This window comes from Micromonospora sp. CA-248089 (genome assembly GCF_050948515.1).
GTDB lineage: Bacteria > Actinomycetota > Actinomycetes > Mycobacteriales > Micromonosporaceae > Micromonospora.
This window is the reverse complement of record NZ_CP192016.1, coordinates 5,107,501-5,124,630: the sequence shown is the minus strand read 5'-3', so window position 1 is coordinate 5,124,630 and position 17,130 is coordinate 5,107,501. Positions and strand designations below refer to the sequence as shown.

Genomic DNA, 17,130 nt, shown 5'->3' with positions numbered 1-17,130 from the left:
TCAGGTCGGACGCTTGCCGGCGTGCTGAACTCCGTACTCGACGAGGCGTACGAGCGCGTACGCCACACCGGTCCCGAGCGCGACGGGTGGCTGTCCAACCACGTGCCGATGGCGGCGGAGGCCCTGGTGCGCCACGGCCACGGGCAGGCGGTGCACCGCTGGATCGACGCGTACGCCGACCGGCTGGAGGAACGCCCGCGTGGCATCCGGCGCATCGCCGCCGAGGAGTGGCGCGACCCGCTGGGCGACCCGGTGCGCACCGGCGACTGGCTCGACCTCTTCGACCGCGAGCTGGCCGGCGAGCCGTGGCGCGACGTGCTGACCCGCTGGTGGCCGCGCCTGCTGCCGGGCATCGCCGCCGGCGCCACGCACGGTGTCATCCGGGTCGGCCACGCCGTCCGCGCGCTGCTCGACGCCGAGACCGGACCACGGGTGACCGAACTCGGCCAGGGGCTCGCCTACTGGGCCGCCCGCTGGCAGCCGCTCGCCCCGCCCGGCACCGGGGCGTACCCAGCAACCGACGCCCGATCCGCGCTCGACGCCGTGCCCCGCGTACCCGATCAGCGGTTCGGCATCCGGTCCCGCCTGGCGCAGCTCGCCGACCTGGACCGGTGGCCGGCCGTCGCGGCCGCCGTACCAGGCGACGCCGCCGCCGACGTGCCCGCCCGGCTCGCCGCCGTCGTCGACGCCGCGGTGCTCCGGCACGGCACGCACGGGTACGCCGCCCCGGTCATGCTCGTGCACGCCGCCACCGCGCCGAACGCCGTCCTGCGTACCCTGCGCGCGCTGCCGCCGGCGCTGTGGCAGCCGAGCCTGGCCGCCGCCTGGGCGGCGACCGCCGCCGTCACCGCCGCCTACGCCCCGGCCGAGGCCCGGTCCCTCCCGCCGGCCGCCGGGCCGGAACTCGACGAGGCCATGGCGCGGGCGCTGGACACCGGGGACGCGCACGCGATCAAATTCGTCGACACCCTGAGCGATGCGTACGCCCGCAGCGGTGACCCGGCCCTGCTTGCCGTGGCCGCCCGATCCGTCGAGCAGATCGCCGCCGACTGACGGCCTCGGCTCGGTACCACCGACACCTGGAGGGTCGATGACACCCGACGACGAAGCGTTCCTGCGCCGCGCCGTGGAACTCGCCGACCGGGCGGGCGCGTCCGGCGAGCGGCCGTTCGCGTCGCTGCTCGTCGGCGCGGACGGCACCGTCCTGATCGAGGACCACAACACGGTGGTCTCCGACCGGGACGTCACCGCGCACCCGGAGCTGAAACTGGCCCGCTGGGCCGCCCGGGAGCTCGCCCCCGAGGCGGCGGTCGCGACCACCATGTACACCAGCTGCCAGCCCTGCCCGATGTGCACCGTCGCGATCAACGCGTCCGGCCTCGGCCGGGTCGTGTACGCGTTGTCCACCGAGCAGTTCGAGCAGGTCAAGCCCGCGACTGCGGCGCCACGTCCGGTGCGGTACGACGGGCCGGCGCTGTTCGACGAGGCGCGCCGGCCGATCGAGGACCACTACTGAGGGCGCGTTCGCAGACCGAGGATCCCGGCGACCGTCCTCGCGCGGGGCACCGGGGATGGCGTGCGACGCCTACGCTGTGCCGCACGGCGACAGGGGGTGGCCCGATGGGGCGTCGGCTGGGGTACGTCGCGATGGCGCTGCTCGGCGCGCTGCTGTTCGGCACGGCCGGCCTGGCCGTCGGGTCCTGGTACGGCGGCCGGGGCGCCCTATCGCTGAGCCCTGAGGCAGCTCGGAGCGCGGCCGGCGAACTGCTCCCCGGTGTCGAGCCGAGCGGCTCGACGACCGTGCGCGGCTACCGGTACGGCGTCTTCCTGGCCGCCGACGACCTCGGCGGTAACCGGGCCGAGTTCCAGTACGGCGACGGCCCCGACTGCACGTTGTCGGAGCGGATGCGGGGTGCCGCCGAGACGGGCGGGTGGCGGGAACTCCGTCGGGTGCCGGGAGCATCGTGCGACGGCTGGCGGGCCGAGCGAGACGGTATGACGGTCACCCTCACGCATCCGGCATACGGGTCGAGGCTGAGCATCACGCAGAGCGCTCCCGGAGGGTTCCGCATCGCCACCATCACCGGCACCCTGCTCGGCGTCGCCGCCGGTGCGGCGCTGTTCTGGGCGGCGGCGCGGAGTCGCCGGCCGGTACCCCTGGTGGTCGGCACGCTGGTGACCGTCGGCCTGTTCCCGGCAGCCGTCGTCACCTGGGCGGACCTGGCCGTGCACCGGCTCGCCGAGCCGGTGTGGCCCGTCTGGCGCGGGCTCGCTCCGGTGCTGGTGCCGTTCTGGCTGGTGCTCCTTCTGATCGGCGTGATCGTCCTCGCGAGGCGACCGGATCCGGCAGTGCCCGCCACCGACGCGGTCGCGGCTGGCCGTGCCGGCTGATCAGTGGACGCACAACTCGTCGTACGGCACGCAGTCCCACAGGGTGTTCGCACGCTCGCGGACGACCGCGAACACCGGCCGGGACAGCACGACGTCGCCCGTCCGCTGGACGCGCATGACGATCCCCAGGTCGTCGGAGGCCGGATCGCCTTCCGGGGCGTACTGCGGCGCGATGCCGCGCGCCAGCACGTAGCTCAGGAACTGCTCCTCCAGCCGGGACGGCACGCGTCCGACCAGGCTGATCCCGTCCAGCGTCACCTGTGGGCCGTACCGCGCATCGACGACTACGCAGAACAGGCCCTCTGACCTGCCGAAATAAGCCGTGACCGCCGTGGCGTGGGCAGCGACGCCCGCGTTGCGGAACTCCGCCTTCGTCGGCCGGTCGAAGTCGCGGTGTGCGACGGAAACCGATGCGGCGAACCCGGGCAGCGCCTCGGCGGCCTCGTCGTGGCTCATTCCGAACCGCAGAGGTCCCACGCCGGCTCCCGGCGTGTACGTCCACTGCTCCCGCTCGGCCTCGGTCAGGACATGCCAGGGGTTCGTCATGAGGCAGGCGCTTCCATCTCGTTCGTGGCCGCGGGGTTCGTGCTCGGCCCGGCTCGCCACCAGCGGGTGCCGATGGGTCTTCGGTTGTTCGTCCATTCTCCGGACGCGTTGCGCCGAAGCCCGGAAGCGGTCCGGGAAGTGGAGGACAGCCGCGGGACGCGGGCTAGCCTGACCGCCGTGACAACGATCGAGCAGTTGGAACGGGACGTCTGGCCGGACCCCGGCCGGGAGGCCACGTCTCTCGTGAGGCGCTGCTCGGAGCTACGACGCAAGCCGCTGGCCGAGTTCACCGTGGAAGACCTGCGCATCATGCTCGGGCAGGGGAGCGGCGTGTCGGCGCTGCTGCCTCTCGCGGTACAGGTCCTGCTCCGCGATCCGTTGGCCGAGGGCGACTACTACCCGGGTGACCTGCTCGCCAACGTGCTGCGGCTACCCGACTCGGCGTGGTCGGGCCTGCGAACGGAACGGGAGCGGCTGCGGTCGGTTCTGGCGGAGCTCGTCGCCGGTCGCCCGTCCTCCGACGCCGGTCCGGACCCTCGTGACCCGGACCAGCGTCTTCGCGGCGCCATCAGGCAGTTTCTCGGCGATGAGAGCGGAGTTCCAGCTAGTGGGTACGCCAGTCCATGGCGTCGAGCAGGACCTCTACCAGGGCCGACCGATTCGCCGCGCCGATCTCGTCCAGCGCCCGGTGCATGACGTTCCCGGCGTCCTCGGGCAGTTCCTGCGGACCGAGCATCGGCAGCATCAGGATGAGCCGCTGCGCCCAGGTCAGCCGCTCGTCCGGCAGTGCCGCCGCGGCGAGCAGTTCCGCCCAGGTCATCGCGGACGTGAACCCGTGGCCCTCGACCGAGGCGACAACCTTCGCCGGCCGCCCCGGCCGATCCTCCACGAAGTCGAGTCCCGCCTCGTCCTCCAGGTTGCGGTAGACGATCCGAAGCCACACCTCTCCGTCGAGCCGCACCGAGACCGCCGGCCAGCGCTCCGGGTCGTTGAGGACGTCACACATCGCGTCGTAGTCGGCGGCCTGCACTCCGAAGGCGGCCTCCGACTCCCGGTGGGCGCCGAGCGGTCCGGACAGGAAGTGCAACCAGAAGGCGGGGTATCCGACCACGCCGTCTGCCGCATGGACGGTCGCGTCGCACTCGACGTCGTAGCCGGGCGGGGACATGGTGGTATAGCCGGGGATCGTGAAGGCGGGTCCGAGGGCCGGCGACATGGCCCGGATTCAACACGACACCGGACCGAGACCGTACGCCCAGCAGAGGACAGACATTGCAGCCGATGACCTTCAGCCACACGATCTCCGCACCGCCGGAGAAGGTGTGGCGGTGCCTCGCCGACGTCGCGCGGTATCCGGCGCTGCTGACCAAGGTCGACGCGACTGAGCTGCTCCACAGCCAGGCGTTCGGAACGGGCACGAGGTGGCGGGAGACCCGCAGGCCGTACGGCTGGCCCGTCACCGTGGAACTCCGCGTGACCGACTGCCGGCCCCCGTTCCGCTACGTCGTCGAGTGCTTCGCGGGCGGGCACAGTGTGACCGAGTACCGGCTGGTTCCCGGTGCCGCGGCTGGCACCACCGACCTCCAGCTCACCTACACCTTGACCGGTGGCTCACCGATCCATCGGATCAGCCGGGTCATCGCCCGTCGACGGTTCCTCACCTGCATCAGGGAGAACAACGTCCAGGACCTGCTCGACATCGAGCGAGCATGCGGGGCCAATGCGTGAGGACGCAGGCAGGTGGCAGGAGCCTCGTACGGTCGACGGGGTGTTGTTCGAACCGGTGACCGCGGAGTTCTCGTTCCTCGACGACGGGAACGAGCTGGTCGGCGACGTCGTCCGGCCGCCCTGGCCGGGGCCGTACCCGGCGGTGGTCTTCGTCGAGGGTTCCGGGCCGGGCGGTCGCGACCAGGGGGCGTGGCAGACGAGGCTGGCCGCAGCCGGCTTCGCGAGTCTCGCCTACGACAAGCCCGGTTCCGGTGCGTCGACGGGTGACTGGACCCGTCAGACCATGGCCGACCGCGCCGCCGAGACCGTGGCCGCGGTCCGGGCCGTGCGGAGCCGCGAGGACGTGCTGTCCGGCGCGGTCGCGCTGATCGGCGGTAGCCAGGGCGGCTGGGTGGCTCACCTCGCTGCGGCAGCGGACCACCGGATCGCGGCGGTGGTGACGGTGTCGGGGCCGGGCGTGAGCGTACGGGACCAGGAGGAGTACCGGCTCCGCCACCAACTCGCTGCGGAGGGCTTCGGCGGCGCCGACATCCAGCAAGCGCTTCTCCTGCTACGCGACCAGATCCGGCGGGTCCGGTCGGGCGACGACCCGGCGCGCGTGCACGCCGCGCAGGCGCACTGGCACGGCGCTCCCTGGTATCCGATGCTCGCCGGGACGACACCCGAGTCCATCGCGTTCATCGCGGGCATCGCGGACTACGACCCCGCCCCGGCACTGGCGGCTCTGCGCTGCCCGCTGCTGGCGATCTTCGGCGCGGACGACCTGCTCGTGCCGGTGGAGGCGAGCGTGCGCGCCATCAGCGGCACCCTCGACGGCGCACGCCACGCCGATCACACGACTGTGGTCTTCCCCGGTGCCGACCACAGCATCCGCGTCTACACGGGGGAAGGGCCCGCGCAGGTCAGGGAGGGGCGCTACACCCCTGCCGAGCGAGCGCCGGGCTTCGACGAACTCGTCGTCACCTGGCTGCAGCGCCGCCTGCAGGCGACCGACCTGGGGTACGCGGCGCGCTGATCGCGGCATGGGCGGGTGCTCACGCGGGGAACCACCTCCACTGCCCCTCGGAGACGACCTCGACGGCGCCGTCGGTCACCTTGATGGCCGTCTGGTCGTCGATCGCGTACGCCGGACCGGCGATCTCGGCCGCCCACTTCTCGGCAGACGCCATGGTGTTGTCCGGTTCGAGGCCCAGGTGCGGGAAGATCGAGAAGTCGACGAGCCCGAGCGTGCGGTCGTCGGGTGCGGACTGCCACTCGACGAATTCCGTACCGATCCGGGGGGTGAGCACCATGCTGCCGGCGCTCAGCCCGACCCAGACGGTGTCCCGCAGCGACGGCAGGAGGTCCGCCAGCCCGGACTGCCGCATCCAGTGGCACAGGTACGTCGCGTCGCCACCGTGCACGAGCAGGACGTCGGCCTCCCGGACCCAGGGGACCCAGTGCTCCTGGCCGATGCTGGGTAGCGCTGACAGTTCGAGTACGCCCAGCGACTTCCAGCCGAGACCGCTCATGGGCAGCGGCGTCTGACCGGTGATGAAGCGCCAGGCCGAGGCCGGTCCGCCCATCGGGTACGCCGCAGTGGGGATGCAGAGGGCGCTGGATTCAGCGATCGGCTTGCCCAGCAGGTCGACCAGCGCATCGTTGATGCTCGGGTTCTGGACGCCTGCGGATGTGAGGAGAAGTTTCACGCTTGCCTCCTGCGCGTAGCGGTCATGATGCTCTGCCCGGTGTCCGGAGATCGGTGCACAGGAATGCTGACCGGACGCGGTAACGAAACTCATCGCGATCCCGGCTGTACGGCCGGTCGATGCTGGCCGGGGAGAGCCCTAGGCTGACGCCATGCCGGCGGAGCACGAAGTGATCGACCTGGACGAACGCGATCACCGGCCGGCGGATTCGGACGGCGCTGTTCCTGGTCGCCGCGTGTCCGGACGAACGATGAACGTACGGCTCGTTGCTGCCTTCGTGATCGGCGCTGTGCTCGGCGGTGTCGGTGTGAGCGAGCTGCGAGTCTCGCGGGACGAGCGGGAGCGGAATGCCTCGGTCGCGCTCGTGGCCCTACCTCAAGACAGAGTCAGCGGGGGTTCGGGTACGGAAGCCCTGGGCGTCGTCCAGCTGAACGGACAGCTCGCGGTGATCAACACGGGACCCGCGCCGATCACTGTCGGTGCGGCTGTCGGTCAACGACCGGGCATCCAGGTCCGTGACACCGGCCAGTCGAGGCTGCTACGACCTGGCGGTACCGGCTGGATCGATGTCGAGGTGCGCGTCGAGTGCGCTAGTTCCACCGCGTTCGAGAGCGAGCCGTTGTCGATACGGTTCTCGGTCGAGACCGCCGACCGGCAGGCCAGAGAGGTCAGCTACCCCGTCGCCGTGAAAGGAAGCGCCTGGGAGCGGGAGGCGGAGATGCCGTGCGCGTACCTCAGTCACTCGGGGAGACGCGGCGGCTAGCGCAGGGGTCACAGCACCATGCGGGCGGCCCTGCTCCATCAGCACACCATCGGCGAGCGCGACCATGAGATCGCCTCGGCGCTGCATCACCGGATCGCCGGGGCGGGCTGACATCGCCGGTGAACGGCGCAAGATCGAAAATGGGGGAGGAATGCGATGGCCCAGGTGCCGCGATCATGCGGTCTGCCTGGGCCTTCGTTGGTGGAGCGGGCGACGGGAATCGAACCCGCACCGTCAGTTTGGAAGATCGTGCTCAGCCGGTCGTGATGCCCGAAACGCCTGGTCCCAACGGTCGAGCCAGTTGCCCCTCGTGCCCGCTCATGACCGCTGCGCGCCCCGGCTACTGGCCCATGGATGGCCCATGATGGCCTTGGGAGACACCATCATGTAACGCCCCCCGATATAGCTTCGCGTCCGATATATTGCGGGCATGGACACACCGCTACGTGAGCCGACCTTCTTGATCCTGACCGCGCTGGCGAAGGAGCCGATGCACGGCTACGGGTTGATCGGCGAGGTTGCCGTTCTTTCCGATGGCAGAGTTTCACTGCGTCCAGGCACCCTCTACGGGGCGCTTGACCGGCTGGTCGACGCCGGCCTGGTGGAGGTCGACCGGGAGGAGGTCGTGAGCGGTCGAGCGCGTCGCTACTACCGCCTCTCGCCAGCCGGCGACGCCACTTTGGCGGAGGAGACGGACCGGCTGCGGCGCAACGTCGAGGCGGCCACGACGCGGCTTCGCGCGCGAGCCCGCACCGGCCGGTCGCTCACTGCGCGTACCGCCGGAGGCTTGGCGTGACCAACTTGGAACGCAGGTACCTGCGCCTGCTGAATGTGTACCCCTCGGACTATCGCCGGGCGCGTGGGGCCGAGATCGTGGGAACGTGCCTTGACCTGGCCAAGCCTGGCCAACGCTGGCCCTCACCTGGCGACATCACGGATCTCGTGCGCGGCGGCGTCCGTCAGCGGCTGCGCGCCGCCGGCCTCATTGATCTCGTTCCCGGGGTGCATCTCGCCTCGGTCGTGGCATTGCTCGCTGCTACCGCCTTTGCGGCCATCTGGTGGGTGGCGGAACTGCGTCCCGTGGCGCCCGTTGGGGACCACCCGCACATGAGTCCCTTCGCCTCACTCGGGTTCATTGCGTGGACCGCCTGGCTGGTCGCCGCGATCGCCGCAACCGTCTCCCCGGGCCGGACGACGCGAGTCGCGGTAGCCGTAGCTCTTGCGCTCACGATCGCGGCAGTGCCACTGAGCGCGTTGACCGGCCTGTCCAGGCCACCGCTGTTCATCCTGCTGCCGCAAGTCACTCTTGGCGCGCTAGCGCTCCTCCTGCCGGAGGGGTCTTTGACCCTCATTCGGGTTGGAGTACCACTCGCGGCGGTAGGCGCAGGTGGGACAGCGGCTTACCTGATCCTGCATGACGCGTTCGATGGGTACTACGCCGCCAGTACCGCCCGGTTTCTACCGGCCGCCGGTGGGCTTCTGCTGGCTGTCGCTCTGCTACTGGCTCTCGGCCCGGCCCTCCATCGTGACAACCGCGGCGTCTGGGCCTCGCTGGTGTTACTTACTCCGGTCGCTCAGCTCTCGCTGCACAAACTGGCTGGAAGTGTGAGCCCGTGGCGGGGCTCCCCAAGTGTGGAGTTCAGCGCCCTCGCCACGTACGCAGTCCTCGTGAGCCTGCTCGGCCCGGTCCTTCTCACGCTGGTGGTCGTCGCTCGCCAACGGCCGGGTGGTAACGGCGAAAGAGGCGGGCATCGCGGCAATCGCGGAAGCATTCGCCGACACATGTTTCGGATCTAGCCCCAAGCCAAGGTCAGCCAGGCTGGCACCAGTCGGTCGCTTCGTTCGTCAACGGGGGTGGGCGAAGCAATCCGGCGGGCTGGCAGTCGGAAACTGATCAGGCGCCGCACAAGCGTCTAGGCGGGGCCAGAAGGCGGGTCTCCTCGTCGGGCAGTCGTCAGACCGTCCAGCCTCCCCAGGCCGGGACAAGGTGGAGCGCCCTACTGGACGTACGACCTTGGCCCGGCCTGGGGAGGCTGGTAGCCCTTGTGGTGCCCGGCGAGGTGATCCGCTCCCGGCCGATCTCTGAGGAGGGTCGGGGTTCGGGGCGGAGCCCCGAGGTCTTCAAGCTCTTGCATCTCGTAAGCGTGGCCGGCCGGCCCGGCCGATGCCGGCCGGAGGTCGCCAGCAGGCCGGGGCCGGGCCGGCGCGGCCCGCTTGCGGGCCGCCTTGACCGCCGTCGACGCTGACGCCCTGGTCTTCACCGGCGACAAGGGCGCGCTGCTGCGATCCGGCAACTTCGGCCGTGCGGCCAAGTGGACGCGGACGGTCGAAGCGCTCGGGCTGCCCGGCTTCCACTTCCATGACCTCCGCCATACCGGCAACACCCTCGCCGCAGCCTCTGGCGCGAGCACTCGCGAGCTAATGCAGCGAATGGGACACGCCAGCATGCGGGCGGCGTTGATCTACCAGCACGCAACCAGCGAGCGGGACCGCGAGATCGCCTCGGCCATGGACCAGCGGATCGCCCGGCAGACCCGGCGCAAGGGCGGCCAGAGCAGCTAATGGCCCACGGATGGCCCGCAAGATCGGAGCGGGGGAGTGGCCGACCGGCCCAGGATCGGGGGACGCAGCCTCTGACCTGGGCCGGAGGCTGTTGGAGCGGGCGACGGGAATCGAACCCGCACCGTCAGTTTGGAAGACTGAAGCTCTGCCATTGAGCTACGCCCGCGAGCGCCCCACCACAGCAGGGCGCGCCGACAGCGTACCCAATGAACCACGGCCACCGCGCAGCGCGTACCCGGAGGTTCCCGCCGACCTTCAAGATCCATGCCACTTCGGCGAGGTGGCGCCATCCCGGGCCCTCGGACCCAGCCACTTCCCCGAACTGGCGCCTGGCGCCGCCCAGCCGCCCGCCCGGCGCCGCCCAGCCGCCCGCCCGGCGGCGCCCGGCCGCGCCCGGCGGCCGCCGCGCCGTGCCCCGTCACCCGCGCGGGTGGCCGGACGGCATACACTCTTCGTCGCCACCGGGGTGTGGCGCAGCTTGGTAGCGCACTCGCTTTGGGAGCGAGGGGCCGTGGGTTCAAATCCCGCCACCCCGACTGTCGTTCGCGACCGGATCGTCCCGGGAACCGCCGGTTTTTTCCGCGCGGTGCCCGGGCCCTGCCGATGCCGTCGGCCGGCTCGCCTACACTCGATGCGCGCAATCACGCCCCAGAACCAACACCCAGATCCGTCAAGGAGTACGCCTGTGAAGAGCACCGTCGAGACTCTGAGCCCGACGCGCGTGCGGCTCGCCATCGAGGTGCCGTTCGTCGAGCTCGAGCCGAGCCTCAAGAAGGCGTACCGGGAGATCGGCCAGCAGGTCCAGGTTCCCGGCTTCCGCCGGGGCAAGGTCCCCAGCGCGGTGATCGACCAGCGGGTGGGCCGGGGGACCGTCCTCAACGAGGCGATCCAGGAGGCCATCCCGCAGAACATCCTCGCCGCGGTCCGGGAGCACGACCTGAAGACGCTCGGCCGTCCCGAGGTCGACATCACGGAGTTCAACGACGGCGACTCGCTCAACTTCACCGCCGAGGTGGACGTCCGGCCGGAGATCACCCTGCCGGACCCGGCCACCATCGAGGTGACCGTCGACGAGATCGAGATCGCCGACAGCGAGATCGACGAGCAGATCAACAGCCTGCGCGAGCGCTTCGCCACGCTGAAGACCGTCGAGCGGGCCGCCCAGGAGGGCGACTTCGTGCAGATCGACCTCAACGCCACCGTTGACGGCGAGGAGGTCCCGGGCGGGTCGGCGAGCAACATCTCGCACGAGGTGGGCAGCAAGCAGCTCCTGCCGGGTCTGGACGAGGCGCTGGTCGGCCTGGCCGCCGGCGACAGCACCACCTTCACCACGCAGCTCGTCGGCGGCGACTACGCCGGCCGCGACGCCGACGTGGCGGTGACCGTCCGTACGGTCAAGGAGAAGGAGCTCCCCGAGCTCAACGACGACTTCGCGCAGATGGCCAGCGAGTTCGACACGATCGACGAGCTGCGCGGCGACCTGCGGGAGCGGGTGACCCGCAACAAGCAGGTCGAGCAGATCTACGCCGCCCGTGACAAGGCCCTGGAGCAGATGGTGGCCGCCGCCGAGGTGCCGGCGCCCGAGGGTGTCGTCAAGGAGGAGGTCGAGAGCCGCAAGGCCGCGATGATCGACCAGCTTGAGCGCATCGGCGCCTCCCTCGAGGAATACCTCGCGGCGGAGGAGAAGACCGAGGAGCAGATCGACACCGAGCTGACCGAGGCGGCCACCGACGGCGTCAAGATCCAGCTCCTGCTGGACACCCTGGCCGACTCCGAGGACGTGCAGGTCTCCGACGACGAGTTCGGTCACGAGATCGTGCACCGCGCGCAGCGCGCCGGCATGGCCCCGCAGCAGTACTACGACCAGCTGGTCCGCTCCGGTGCCGCCGCGGCCGTCTTCGGCGACGTCCGCCGGGGCAAGGCGCTCGCCGCGGTGATGGAGAAGATCAAGATCAAGGACTCGGCGGGCAACGAGGTCTCCCTCGACGCGCTGCGGGCCCAGAACGAGGCCGAGCACGACCACCAGCACTGATCATCGGGGGTGTCGGCCGCCGTCCCGCGCTGCGCGCCGGGAGGCGGCCGAAACCCTTTCCGGGGTACGCCGTGCGGGTGACTGCGCTGAGAGCGAACAGTGCCCCGACCGGGAGTACGCCTCCCGGCTGAGCGGTTAGTGTCGGGTAGGACGGTACGGAGAGCGAAGGGCTGCCATGACCGACATGCACATCCCCAAGAAGTCGCTCCGGGTGAACGAGGCCCGCGGTGGCGACTCCATTGGCAACCTCGACGACTCGGTCTACAACCGGTTGCTCAAGGAACGGATCATCTTCCTCGGCAGCGAGGTGAACGACCAGGTGGCCAACCGCATCTGCGCGCAGCTCCTGCTGCTCGCCGCGGAGGACCCGGACCGCGACATCTTCCTCTGGATCAACTCGCCGGGTGGCTCGGTCTACTCCGGCATGGCGATCTACGACACCATGCAGTACATCGACAACGACGTCTCGACCGTGGCGATGGGCATGGCCGCCTCCATGGGCCAGCTGCTGCTCTGCGCGGGCACCAAGGGCAAGCGGTACGCCCTCCCGCACGCGCGGATCATGATGCACCAGCCCTCGGGCGGTCTCGGCGGCACCGCGTCGGACATCGCGATCCAGGCCGAGCAGATGCTCTACACCAAGCGGATGTTCCAGGAGCGGGTCGCGTTCCACACCGGCCAGTCCCAGGAGCAGATCGAGGCGGACTCGGACCGCGACCGTTGGTTCACCGCCCAGGAGGCCATGGACTACGGCTTCATCGACAAGGTGATCATCGGAGCCGCCCAGGTTCCGGATGGCGCCGGGACCCTGAGCTGAGCGAGGAGCTGACGATGACCGACCTGAGCCTGCCGCCCCAGTTCGCGGCCGTGCACAACCGCTACGTCCTGCCGTCGTTCGTCGAGCGCACGTCGTACGGGATGAAGGAGTCCAACCCGTACAACAAGCTCTTCGAGGACCGGATCATCTTCCTCGGGGTCCAGGTGGACGACGCGTCGGCGAACGACGTGATGGCCCAGCTGCTGACGCTGGAGGGCACCGACCCGGACCGCGACATCATCATGTACATCAACTCGCCCGGTGGTTCGTTCACCGCCATGACGGCGATCTACGACACCATGCAGTACGTCCGCCCGGACATCCAGACCGTCTGCCTCGGGCAGGCGGCGAGCGCGGCGGCGGTGCTGCTCTCCGCGGGCACCCCGGGTAAGCGGATGGCGCTGCCCAACTCCCGGATCATCATCCACCAGCCGGCCACCGAGGGCGGCTACGGCCAAGGCTCGGACATCGAGATCCAGGCGCGGGAGATCCTGCGGATGCGGACGCAGCTGGAGGACATGCTGTCCCGGCACTGCAACCGCCCGATCGAGCAGGTCCGCAAGGACATCGACCGTGACAAGATCATGACGGCCGAGGAGTCCAAGGAGTACGGGCTGGTCGACACGATCCTGACCAGCCGCAAGAAGGGTCTGCTGGCGTCGCACGCCGCGGGCTGAGCAACGTGTGGTCGGAGGTCGGTCGGGGTATCGTTCCCGGTCGACCTCTGACACACCCGTTTTGGGGGTCGGAGAAAACCCGGCCACCGGGTAACGTCGGGTCTGTACCGCTCCGCCGGTCGGATCGGGTGGAGCCGACAGCATGGTGGGACGACAGGACGGACGGGCGCTCCGGCGCTCGCAGGTCAGGGCCGGCGTTCCGGCCGACGAGTGCAGGGAGAACGTAGGTGGCACGGATCGGTGACGGCGGCGACCTACTGAAATGCTCGTTCTGCGGCAAGTCGCAGAAGCAGGTCAAGAAGCTCATCGCGGGCCCTGGTGTCTACATCTGTGACGAGTGCATCGACCTCTGCAACGAGATCATCGAAGAGGAGCTGGCCGAGTCCGGCGAGGTGAAGTGGGAAGAGCTTCCCAAGCCGATGGAGATCTGCCAGTTCCTCGACAACTACGTCGTCGGTCAGGAGCAGGCCAAGAAGGCGCTCGCCGTCGCGGTCTACAACCACTACAAGCGGATCCAGGCCGAGGCCGCGGGTGCGCCGGGTTCCGGCACCGACGGCGTGGAGCTGGCCAAGTCCAACATCCTGCTGCTCGGCCCGACCGGCTGTGGCAAGACCCACCTGGCGCAGACGCTCGCCCGGATGCTCAACGTCCCGTTCGCGATCGCGGACGCCACCGCGCTCACCGAGGCGGGCTACGTCGGCGAGGACGTCGAGAACATCCTGCTGAAGCTGATCCAGGCCGCCGACTACGACATCAAGCGCGCCGAGACGGGCATCATCTACATCGACGAGGTCGACAAGATCGCCCGCAAGTCGGAGAACCCCTCGATCACCCGTGACGTCTCCGGGGAGGGCGTGCAGCAGGCGCTGCTGAAGATGCTCGAGGGCACTGTCGCCAACGTGCCGCCGCAGGGCGGGCGCAAGCACCCGCACCAGGAGTTCATCCAGATCGACACCACGAACGTGCTGTTCATCTGCGGTGGCGCGTTCGCCGGGCTCGACCAGATCATCGAGGCCCGCACCGGCTCCGGCGGCACCGGCTTCGGCGCCCGGCTCCGGTCGGTCTCCGAGCGGTCGACCGACGACATCTTCAGCCAGGTCATGCCGGAGGACATGCTGAAGTTCGGGCTGATCCCCGAGTTCATCGGCCGGCTTCCGGTGATCACCAACGTGCGCAGCCTCGACCGCAGCGCCCTGGTTCGGATCCTGACCGAGCCGCGCAACGCGCTGGTCCGGCAGTACCAGCGCCTGTTCGAGCTGGACGGCGTCGAGCTGGAGTTCGAGCAGCCCGCGCTGGAGGCCATCGCCGACCAGGCCATGCTCCGCGGCACCGGCGCCCGCGGCCTGCGGGCGATCATGGAAGAGGTGCTCCTCTCCGTGATGTACGAGGTGCCGAGCAACCCCGACGCCGCCCGGGTGCTGATCACCCGCGAGGTCGTCCTGGAGAACGTCAACCCGACGATCGTGCCCCGCGAGTTCACCGGCCGGCGCCGCCGGGACCGCGAGGAGAAGTCGGCCTGACCGCTGTTCGCGACCGCGCCCGGGTCAGCTCGGGCGCGGTTCGCGTGAACGGGTCCGCCGGTCCCACTCGCCCGACGGGGTGACCACCACCATCATCAGGCGCACCGGCCCGTCACCGGCCGTGCGGTAGCCGTGCTCCCGGTCGGCGTGGAACTCGACCGTCTCGCCGGCGCGTACCTCGTGGTCGACGCCGTCGACTGTCACCGTGGCGGCGCCGTCGAGTACGTGCAGGATCTCCCGGGTGCCGTGGGCGTGGTCGGAGGAGCGCAACGCCTCGCCGGGTTCCATCCGCCAGTCCCACAGCTCGACCAGGTCGGGTTCGCCGAGGCCGCTGAGCAGGCGCGCCAGGCCGCCGTGCGGGCCGCGCCACAGCACCGGCGCCTCGTCGGCCGCGCTGACCCGTACCGTGCTCTGTTCGGCCGGCTCCAGCAGCCGGGCGATGCTGACGCCGAACGCGTCGGCGACCCGGCAGAGCGTGCCGATACTTGGGTTGGTCCGGGCCCCCTCGATCTGCACCAGCATGCCCTTGCTGACCCCGGACCGGCCTGCCAGTTCCTCGAACGACCAGCCGCGCGCCGCGCGCAGCTCACGTACCTGGCGGGCGACGGCGGAGGTCACCGCGCCGACCCGTCCACCGGTATCGGTCATCACACTGTCCTTCACGGTCACTATTATGGTACGACTGCCTGGTGCTCCCCATTGTCCTCGCCGCGGTCTCCGCGCTCGCCTTCGGCACCGCCGACTTCGCGGGCGGCAAGGCGTCCCGGCGCGCCGACCCGATCGCCGTGACCGTGGTGTCGCAGATCCTCAGCGTCCCGCTGCTGCTCGTCCTTGTCCTCGTCGTGCCCGGCACGCCGAGCCCGCTCGACCTGGGGTGGGGACTGCTCGCCGGAGTGGCCGGCGCGGGCGGCGTCATGCTGCTCTACCGCGCGCTCGCCACCGGCGTGATGGCCGTCGTCGCGCCGGTCACCGCGATCACCGCGGCGATCGTGCCGATCATCGCCGGCCTCGTCCTCGCGCACTCGCCGGGTGCGGTGGCGCTCGGCGGCGCCGGGCTCGCCGTGGTCGCCATCGGGCTGGTCAGCCTGGGGGAGCGAGGCACGGCCCGCCGCGTCTCCGGCCGCGTGCTCGGCATGGCACTGGCCGCCGGGCTGCTCTTCGGCGTCTTCTTCGCCTTACTCGGGCAGGCCGACGAGAGCGCCGGCATGTGGCCGGTGCTGGCGGTACGCGTCAGCTCGATCGCGTTCGGCCTCGCGCTCGCCGTCCGTACCGGCGCACGCCTGCGACTGGGACGGCGAGTCCTCGGCTGGGCCGCGACCGCCGGCCTGCTCGACTCCGCCGCCAACGCGCTGTTCCTCGCCGCGGCGGGGCGAGGGCACCTGAGCGTGGTGGCCGCCATCGCCTCGCTCTACCCGGCGAGCACCGTCCTGCTCGCGCTCGCCGTCGACCGGGAACGGCTCCGGCCGGCACAGGTCGCGGGGCTCGGCTTCGCCGCGGCAGCGCTCGTGCTGTCCAGCGTCTGAGCCTGTCGCGCGCCCGCCTCCGGCCGTACCCTCGGGTCATGCGCGTCGCCGTCTGCCAGCTCAACGCCCGCGACGACCGGGCGGCGAACCTCGCCGCCGCCGAGGCCCTGCTGGTCAGGGCCGCGGCGGCCGGCGCGGATCTCACCCTCCTTCCGGAGTACGTCGACTATCTCGGTCACGCCGACCGGATGCCGCCGGCAGAGCCGGTCGACGGCACGGTGGGGCGGTTCTTCGCGGAGACCGCCCGCCGGCTGGGCATGTGGGTGATCGCCGGCTCGTTCCACGAGGCCGGCCCGGACCCGGCGCACACCTGGAACACCTCGCTGGTCTTCGACCGCGAGGGCGCGCTCGCCGCCACCTACCGCAAGATTCACCTGTACGACGTGGAGATCCCCGGCCGCGTCTCCTACCTCGAGTCGGCAACAGTCGCGCCGGGGGAGAAGCCCGTGGTGGTCGACGTCGAGGGCCTGCGGGTCGGCCTGTCCATCTGCTACGACCTGCGGTTCCCGGAGTTGTACCGGCAGCTCGCGACCGACGGCGGCGCCGAACTGCTCGTGGTGCCGGCGGCGTTCATGATGCACACCGGCCGGGACCACTGGGAGGTGCTGCTGCGGGCCCGGGCGATCGAGAACCAGTGCTTCGTGGCGGCGGCCGGACAGACGGGTGACCACGATCCGGGCCGGACCTGCTTCGGGCGCAGCATGGTGGTCGACCCGTGGGGGACCGTGTTGAGCCAGGTCGCCGACGGTCCGGGGCTGGCGGTCACCGAGATCGACCTGGAGCGGCTGCGGACGATCCGCGCCGAGCTGCCCAGCCTGGCCAACCGCCGGCTCTGACGGTTGTCAGCCGCCCAGGAGCAGACCCAGAGCGGCGATCCCGGCGA

The 17,130-nt window shown here is 70.6% G+C and carries 21 protein-coding genes and 2 tRNA genes (1 of these 23 only partly in view); 17 read left to right on the top strand and 6 right to left on the bottom strand.

Annotation, left to right across the window (positions count from 1 at the left end; translation table 11 throughout):
* The first annotated feature begins 21 nt into the window (after positions 1–21).
* From ACQP26_RS23970 to ACQP26_RS23960, 3 genes are all read left to right on the top strand, one after another.
* Positions 22–1,053, top strand: coding sequence for a questin oxidase family protein (locus ACQP26_RS23970; protein ID WP_433494057.1), 1,032 nt, complete (start codon positions 22–24; stop codon positions 1,051–1,053).
* A 37-nt stretch (positions 1,054–1,090) separates the two neighbouring features.
* Entirely contained in the window at positions 1,091–1,516 is a 426-nt protein-coding gene (locus ACQP26_RS23965; RefSeq protein ID WP_433494056.1) for a nucleoside deaminase, read from the top strand.
* Between the two features lie 104 nt (positions 1,517–1,620).
* On the top strand, positions 1,621–2,391 hold the full coding sequence (locus tag ACQP26_RS23960; protein WP_269704534.1) for a hypothetical protein: 771 nt from the start codon (positions 1,621–1,623) through the stop codon (positions 2,389–2,391).
* Here ACQP26_RS23960 and ACQP26_RS23955 read toward each other — a convergent pair whose 3' ends face one another.
* The gene (locus ACQP26_RS23955) at positions 2,392–2,847 is read right to left on the bottom strand and encodes a hypothetical protein (RefSeq protein WP_269704535.1); all 456 of its coding nucleotides are present in this window, start codon (positions 2,845–2,847) and stop codon (positions 2,392–2,394) included.
* 72 nt (positions 2,848–2,919) lie between these two features.
* Between ACQP26_RS23955 and ACQP26_RS23950 the strand changes: the two genes are divergently transcribed.
* A complete protein-coding gene (locus tag ACQP26_RS23950) occupies positions 2,920–3,633 on the top strand; it encodes a contact-dependent growth inhibition system immunity protein (protein WP_433494055.1) in 714 nt (237 codons plus the stop codon).
* Here the strand turns inward: ACQP26_RS23950 and ACQP26_RS23945 are convergent.
* The gene (locus ACQP26_RS23945; RefSeq protein ID WP_262016289.1) at positions 3,542–4,153 is read right to left on the bottom strand and encodes a hypothetical protein; all 612 of its coding nucleotides are present in this window, start codon (positions 4,151–4,153) and stop codon (positions 3,542–3,544) included. The genes ACQP26_RS23950 and ACQP26_RS23945 overlap by 92 nt on opposite strands.
* Positions 4,154–4,218: 65 nt before the next feature.
* Here ACQP26_RS23945 and ACQP26_RS23940 point away from each other — a divergent pair, with 65 nt between their 5' ends.
* Positions 4,219–4,665 carry an SRPBCC family protein gene (locus ACQP26_RS23940; RefSeq protein ID WP_269704536.1) on the top strand — a complete coding sequence of 149 codons (447 nt, stop codon included), beginning with the start codon at positions 4,219–4,221 and terminating at the stop codon, positions 4,663–4,665.
* Positions 4,666–4,705: 40 nt separating this feature from the next.
* Entirely contained in the window at positions 4,706–5,680 is a 975-nt protein-coding gene (locus ACQP26_RS23935) for an alpha/beta hydrolase family protein (RefSeq protein ID WP_269704537.1), read from the top strand.
* A gap of 19 nt (positions 5,681–5,699) precedes the next feature.
* Here ACQP26_RS23935 and ACQP26_RS23930 read toward each other — a convergent pair whose 3' ends face one another.
* Complete coding sequence (locus ACQP26_RS23930; RefSeq protein ID WP_269704538.1) at positions 5,700–6,353, bottom strand: Type 1 glutamine amidotransferase-like domain-containing protein; 654 nt, start codon at positions 6,351–6,353, stop codon at positions 5,700–5,702.
* Positions 6,354–6,504: 151 nt separating this feature from the next.
* Here ACQP26_RS23930 and ACQP26_RS23925 point away from each other — a divergent pair, with 151 nt between their 5' ends.
* From ACQP26_RS23925 to ACQP26_RS23910, 4 genes are all read left to right on the top strand, one after another.
* Positions 6,505–7,116 carry a hypothetical protein gene (locus ACQP26_RS23925; RefSeq protein ID WP_269704539.1) on the top strand — a complete coding sequence of 204 codons (612 nt, stop codon included), beginning with the start codon at positions 6,505–6,507 and terminating at the stop codon, positions 7,114–7,116.
* A 430-nt stretch (positions 7,117–7,546) separates the two neighbouring features.
* Positions 7,547–7,912: a PadR family transcriptional regulator gene (locus tag ACQP26_RS23920; protein WP_433494054.1), complete on the top strand. Its 366-nt coding sequence runs from the start codon at positions 7,547–7,549 to the stop codon at positions 7,910–7,912.
* Positions 7,909–8,913, top strand: coding sequence for a hypothetical protein (locus ACQP26_RS23915; protein ID WP_269704541.1), 1,005 nt, complete (start codon positions 7,909–7,911; stop codon positions 8,911–8,913). Before ACQP26_RS23920 ends, ACQP26_RS23915 begins: the two co-directional genes overlap by 4 nt.
* Positions 8,914–9,342: 429 nt before the next feature.
* Positions 9,343–9,678: a tyrosine-type recombinase/integrase gene (locus ACQP26_RS23910; RefSeq protein WP_269704542.1), complete on the top strand. Its 336-nt coding sequence runs from the start codon at positions 9,343–9,345 to the stop codon at positions 9,676–9,678.
* Between the two features lie 92 nt (positions 9,679–9,770).
* On the opposite strand, the gene ACQP26_RS23905 is transcribed toward ACQP26_RS23910, so the two are convergent.
* Positions 9,771–9,844 (bottom strand) — tRNA-Gly (locus tag ACQP26_RS23905).
* Positions 9,845–10,140: 296 nt separating this feature from the next.
* Between ACQP26_RS23905 and ACQP26_RS23900 the strand changes: the two genes are divergently transcribed.
* From ACQP26_RS23900 to clpX, 5 genes are all read left to right on the top strand, one after another.
* Positions 10,141–10,214 (top strand) — tRNA-Pro (locus tag ACQP26_RS23900).
* Positions 10,215–10,363: 149 nt separating this feature from the next.
* On the top strand, positions 10,364–11,710 hold the full coding sequence (tig, locus tag ACQP26_RS23895; protein WP_433494053.1) for a trigger factor: 1,347 nt from the start codon (positions 10,364–10,366) through the stop codon (positions 11,708–11,710).
* A gap of 175 nt (positions 11,711–11,885) precedes the next feature.
* The gene (locus ACQP26_RS23890) at positions 11,886–12,527 is read left to right on the top strand and encodes an ATP-dependent Clp protease proteolytic subunit (protein ID WP_018786886.1); all 642 of its coding nucleotides are present in this window, start codon (positions 11,886–11,888) and stop codon (positions 12,525–12,527) included.
* 14 nt (positions 12,528–12,541) lie between these two features.
* Positions 12,542–13,204: an ATP-dependent Clp protease proteolytic subunit gene (locus ACQP26_RS23885; protein ID WP_013288034.1), complete on the top strand. Its 663-nt coding sequence runs from the start codon at positions 12,542–12,544 to the stop codon at positions 13,202–13,204.
* A gap of 227 nt (positions 13,205–13,431) precedes the next feature.
* Positions 13,432–14,724, top strand: coding sequence for an ATP-dependent Clp protease ATP-binding subunit ClpX (gene clpX / locus ACQP26_RS23880; protein WP_013288033.1), 1,293 nt, complete (start codon positions 13,432–13,434; stop codon positions 14,722–14,724).
* Positions 14,725–14,748: 24 nt separating this feature from the next.
* Here the strand turns inward: clpX and ACQP26_RS23875 are convergent, their stop codons facing one another.
* Complete coding sequence (locus ACQP26_RS23875; RefSeq protein ID WP_269704544.1) at positions 14,749–15,372, bottom strand: helix-turn-helix domain-containing protein; 624 nt, start codon at positions 15,370–15,372, stop codon at positions 14,749–14,751.
* 41 nt (positions 15,373–15,413) lie between these two features.
* Here ACQP26_RS23875 and ACQP26_RS23870 point away from each other — a divergent pair, with 41 nt between their 5' ends.
* Both ACQP26_RS23870 and ACQP26_RS23865 read left to right on the top strand, forming a co-directional pair.
* Positions 15,414–16,247 (top strand): EamA family transporter, encoded by an 834-nt coding sequence (locus tag ACQP26_RS23870; protein ID WP_433494052.1) that lies wholly within the window; start codon positions 15,414–15,416, stop codon positions 16,245–16,247.
* Between the two features lie 38 nt (positions 16,248–16,285).
* Positions 16,286–17,083 carry a carbon-nitrogen hydrolase family protein gene (locus ACQP26_RS23865; protein WP_433494051.1) on the top strand — a complete coding sequence of 266 codons (798 nt, stop codon included), beginning with the start codon at positions 16,286–16,288 and terminating at the stop codon, positions 17,081–17,083.
* Between the two features lie 6 nt (positions 17,084–17,089).
* Here the strand turns inward: ACQP26_RS23865 and ACQP26_RS23860 are convergent, their stop codons facing one another.
* On the bottom strand, positions 17,090–17,130 hold the end of the coding sequence (locus ACQP26_RS23860; protein WP_269704546.1) for a hypothetical protein. Its footprint extends 181 nt past the window's final position; the window shows 41 of its 222 coding nt (coding positions 182–222); the start codon falls outside the window, past its right edge; its stop codon occupies positions 17,090–17,092.

Excerpts from the sequence above, each read along its gene's own strand:
- ACQP26_RS23885 (WP_013288034.1), top strand. The coding sequence starts at position 12,542 with ATGACCGACCTGAGCCTGCCGCCCCAGTTCGCGGCCGTGCACAACCGC.
- ACQP26_RS23940 (WP_269704536.1), top strand. The coding sequence starts at position 4,219 with ATGACCTTCAGCCACACGATCTCCGCACCGCCGGAGAAGGTGTGGCGG.
- ACQP26_RS23890 (WP_018786886.1), top strand. The coding sequence starts at position 11,886 with ATGACCGACATGCACATCCCCAAGAAGTCGCTCCGGGTGAACGAGGCC.
- ACQP26_RS23955 (WP_269704535.1), bottom strand. The coding sequence starts at position 2,847 with ATGAGCCACGACGAGGCCGCCGAGGCGCTGCCCGGGTTCGCCGCATCG.
- ACQP26_RS23920 (WP_433494054.1), top strand. The coding sequence starts at position 7,547 with ATGGACACACCGCTACGTGAGCCGACCTTCTTGATCCTGACCGCGCTG.
- ACQP26_RS23925 (WP_269704539.1), top strand. The coding sequence starts at position 6,505 with ATGCCGGCGGAGCACGAAGTGATCGACCTGGACGAACGCGATCACCGG.
- ACQP26_RS23875 (WP_269704544.1), bottom strand. The coding sequence starts at position 15,372 with ATGACCGATACCGGTGGACGGGTCGGCGCGGTGACCTCCGCCGTCGCC.
- ACQP26_RS23965 (WP_433494056.1), top strand. The coding sequence starts at position 1,091 with ATGACACCCGACGACGAAGCGTTCCTGCGCCGCGCCGTGGAACTCGCC.
- ACQP26_RS23865 (WP_433494051.1), top strand. The coding sequence starts at position 16,286 with ATGCGCGTCGCCGTCTGCCAGCTCAACGCCCGCGACGACCGGGCGGCG.
- ACQP26_RS23960 (WP_269704534.1), top strand. The coding sequence starts at position 1,621 with ATGGGGCGTCGGCTGGGGTACGTCGCGATGGCGCTGCTCGGCGCGCTG.
- ACQP26_RS23950 (WP_433494055.1), top strand. The coding sequence starts at position 2,920 with ATGCCAGGGGTTCGTCATGAGGCAGGCGCTTCCATCTCGTTCGTGGCC.
- ACQP26_RS23945 (WP_262016289.1), bottom strand. The coding sequence starts at position 4,153 with ATGTCGCCGGCCCTCGGACCCGCCTTCACGATCCCCGGCTATACCACC.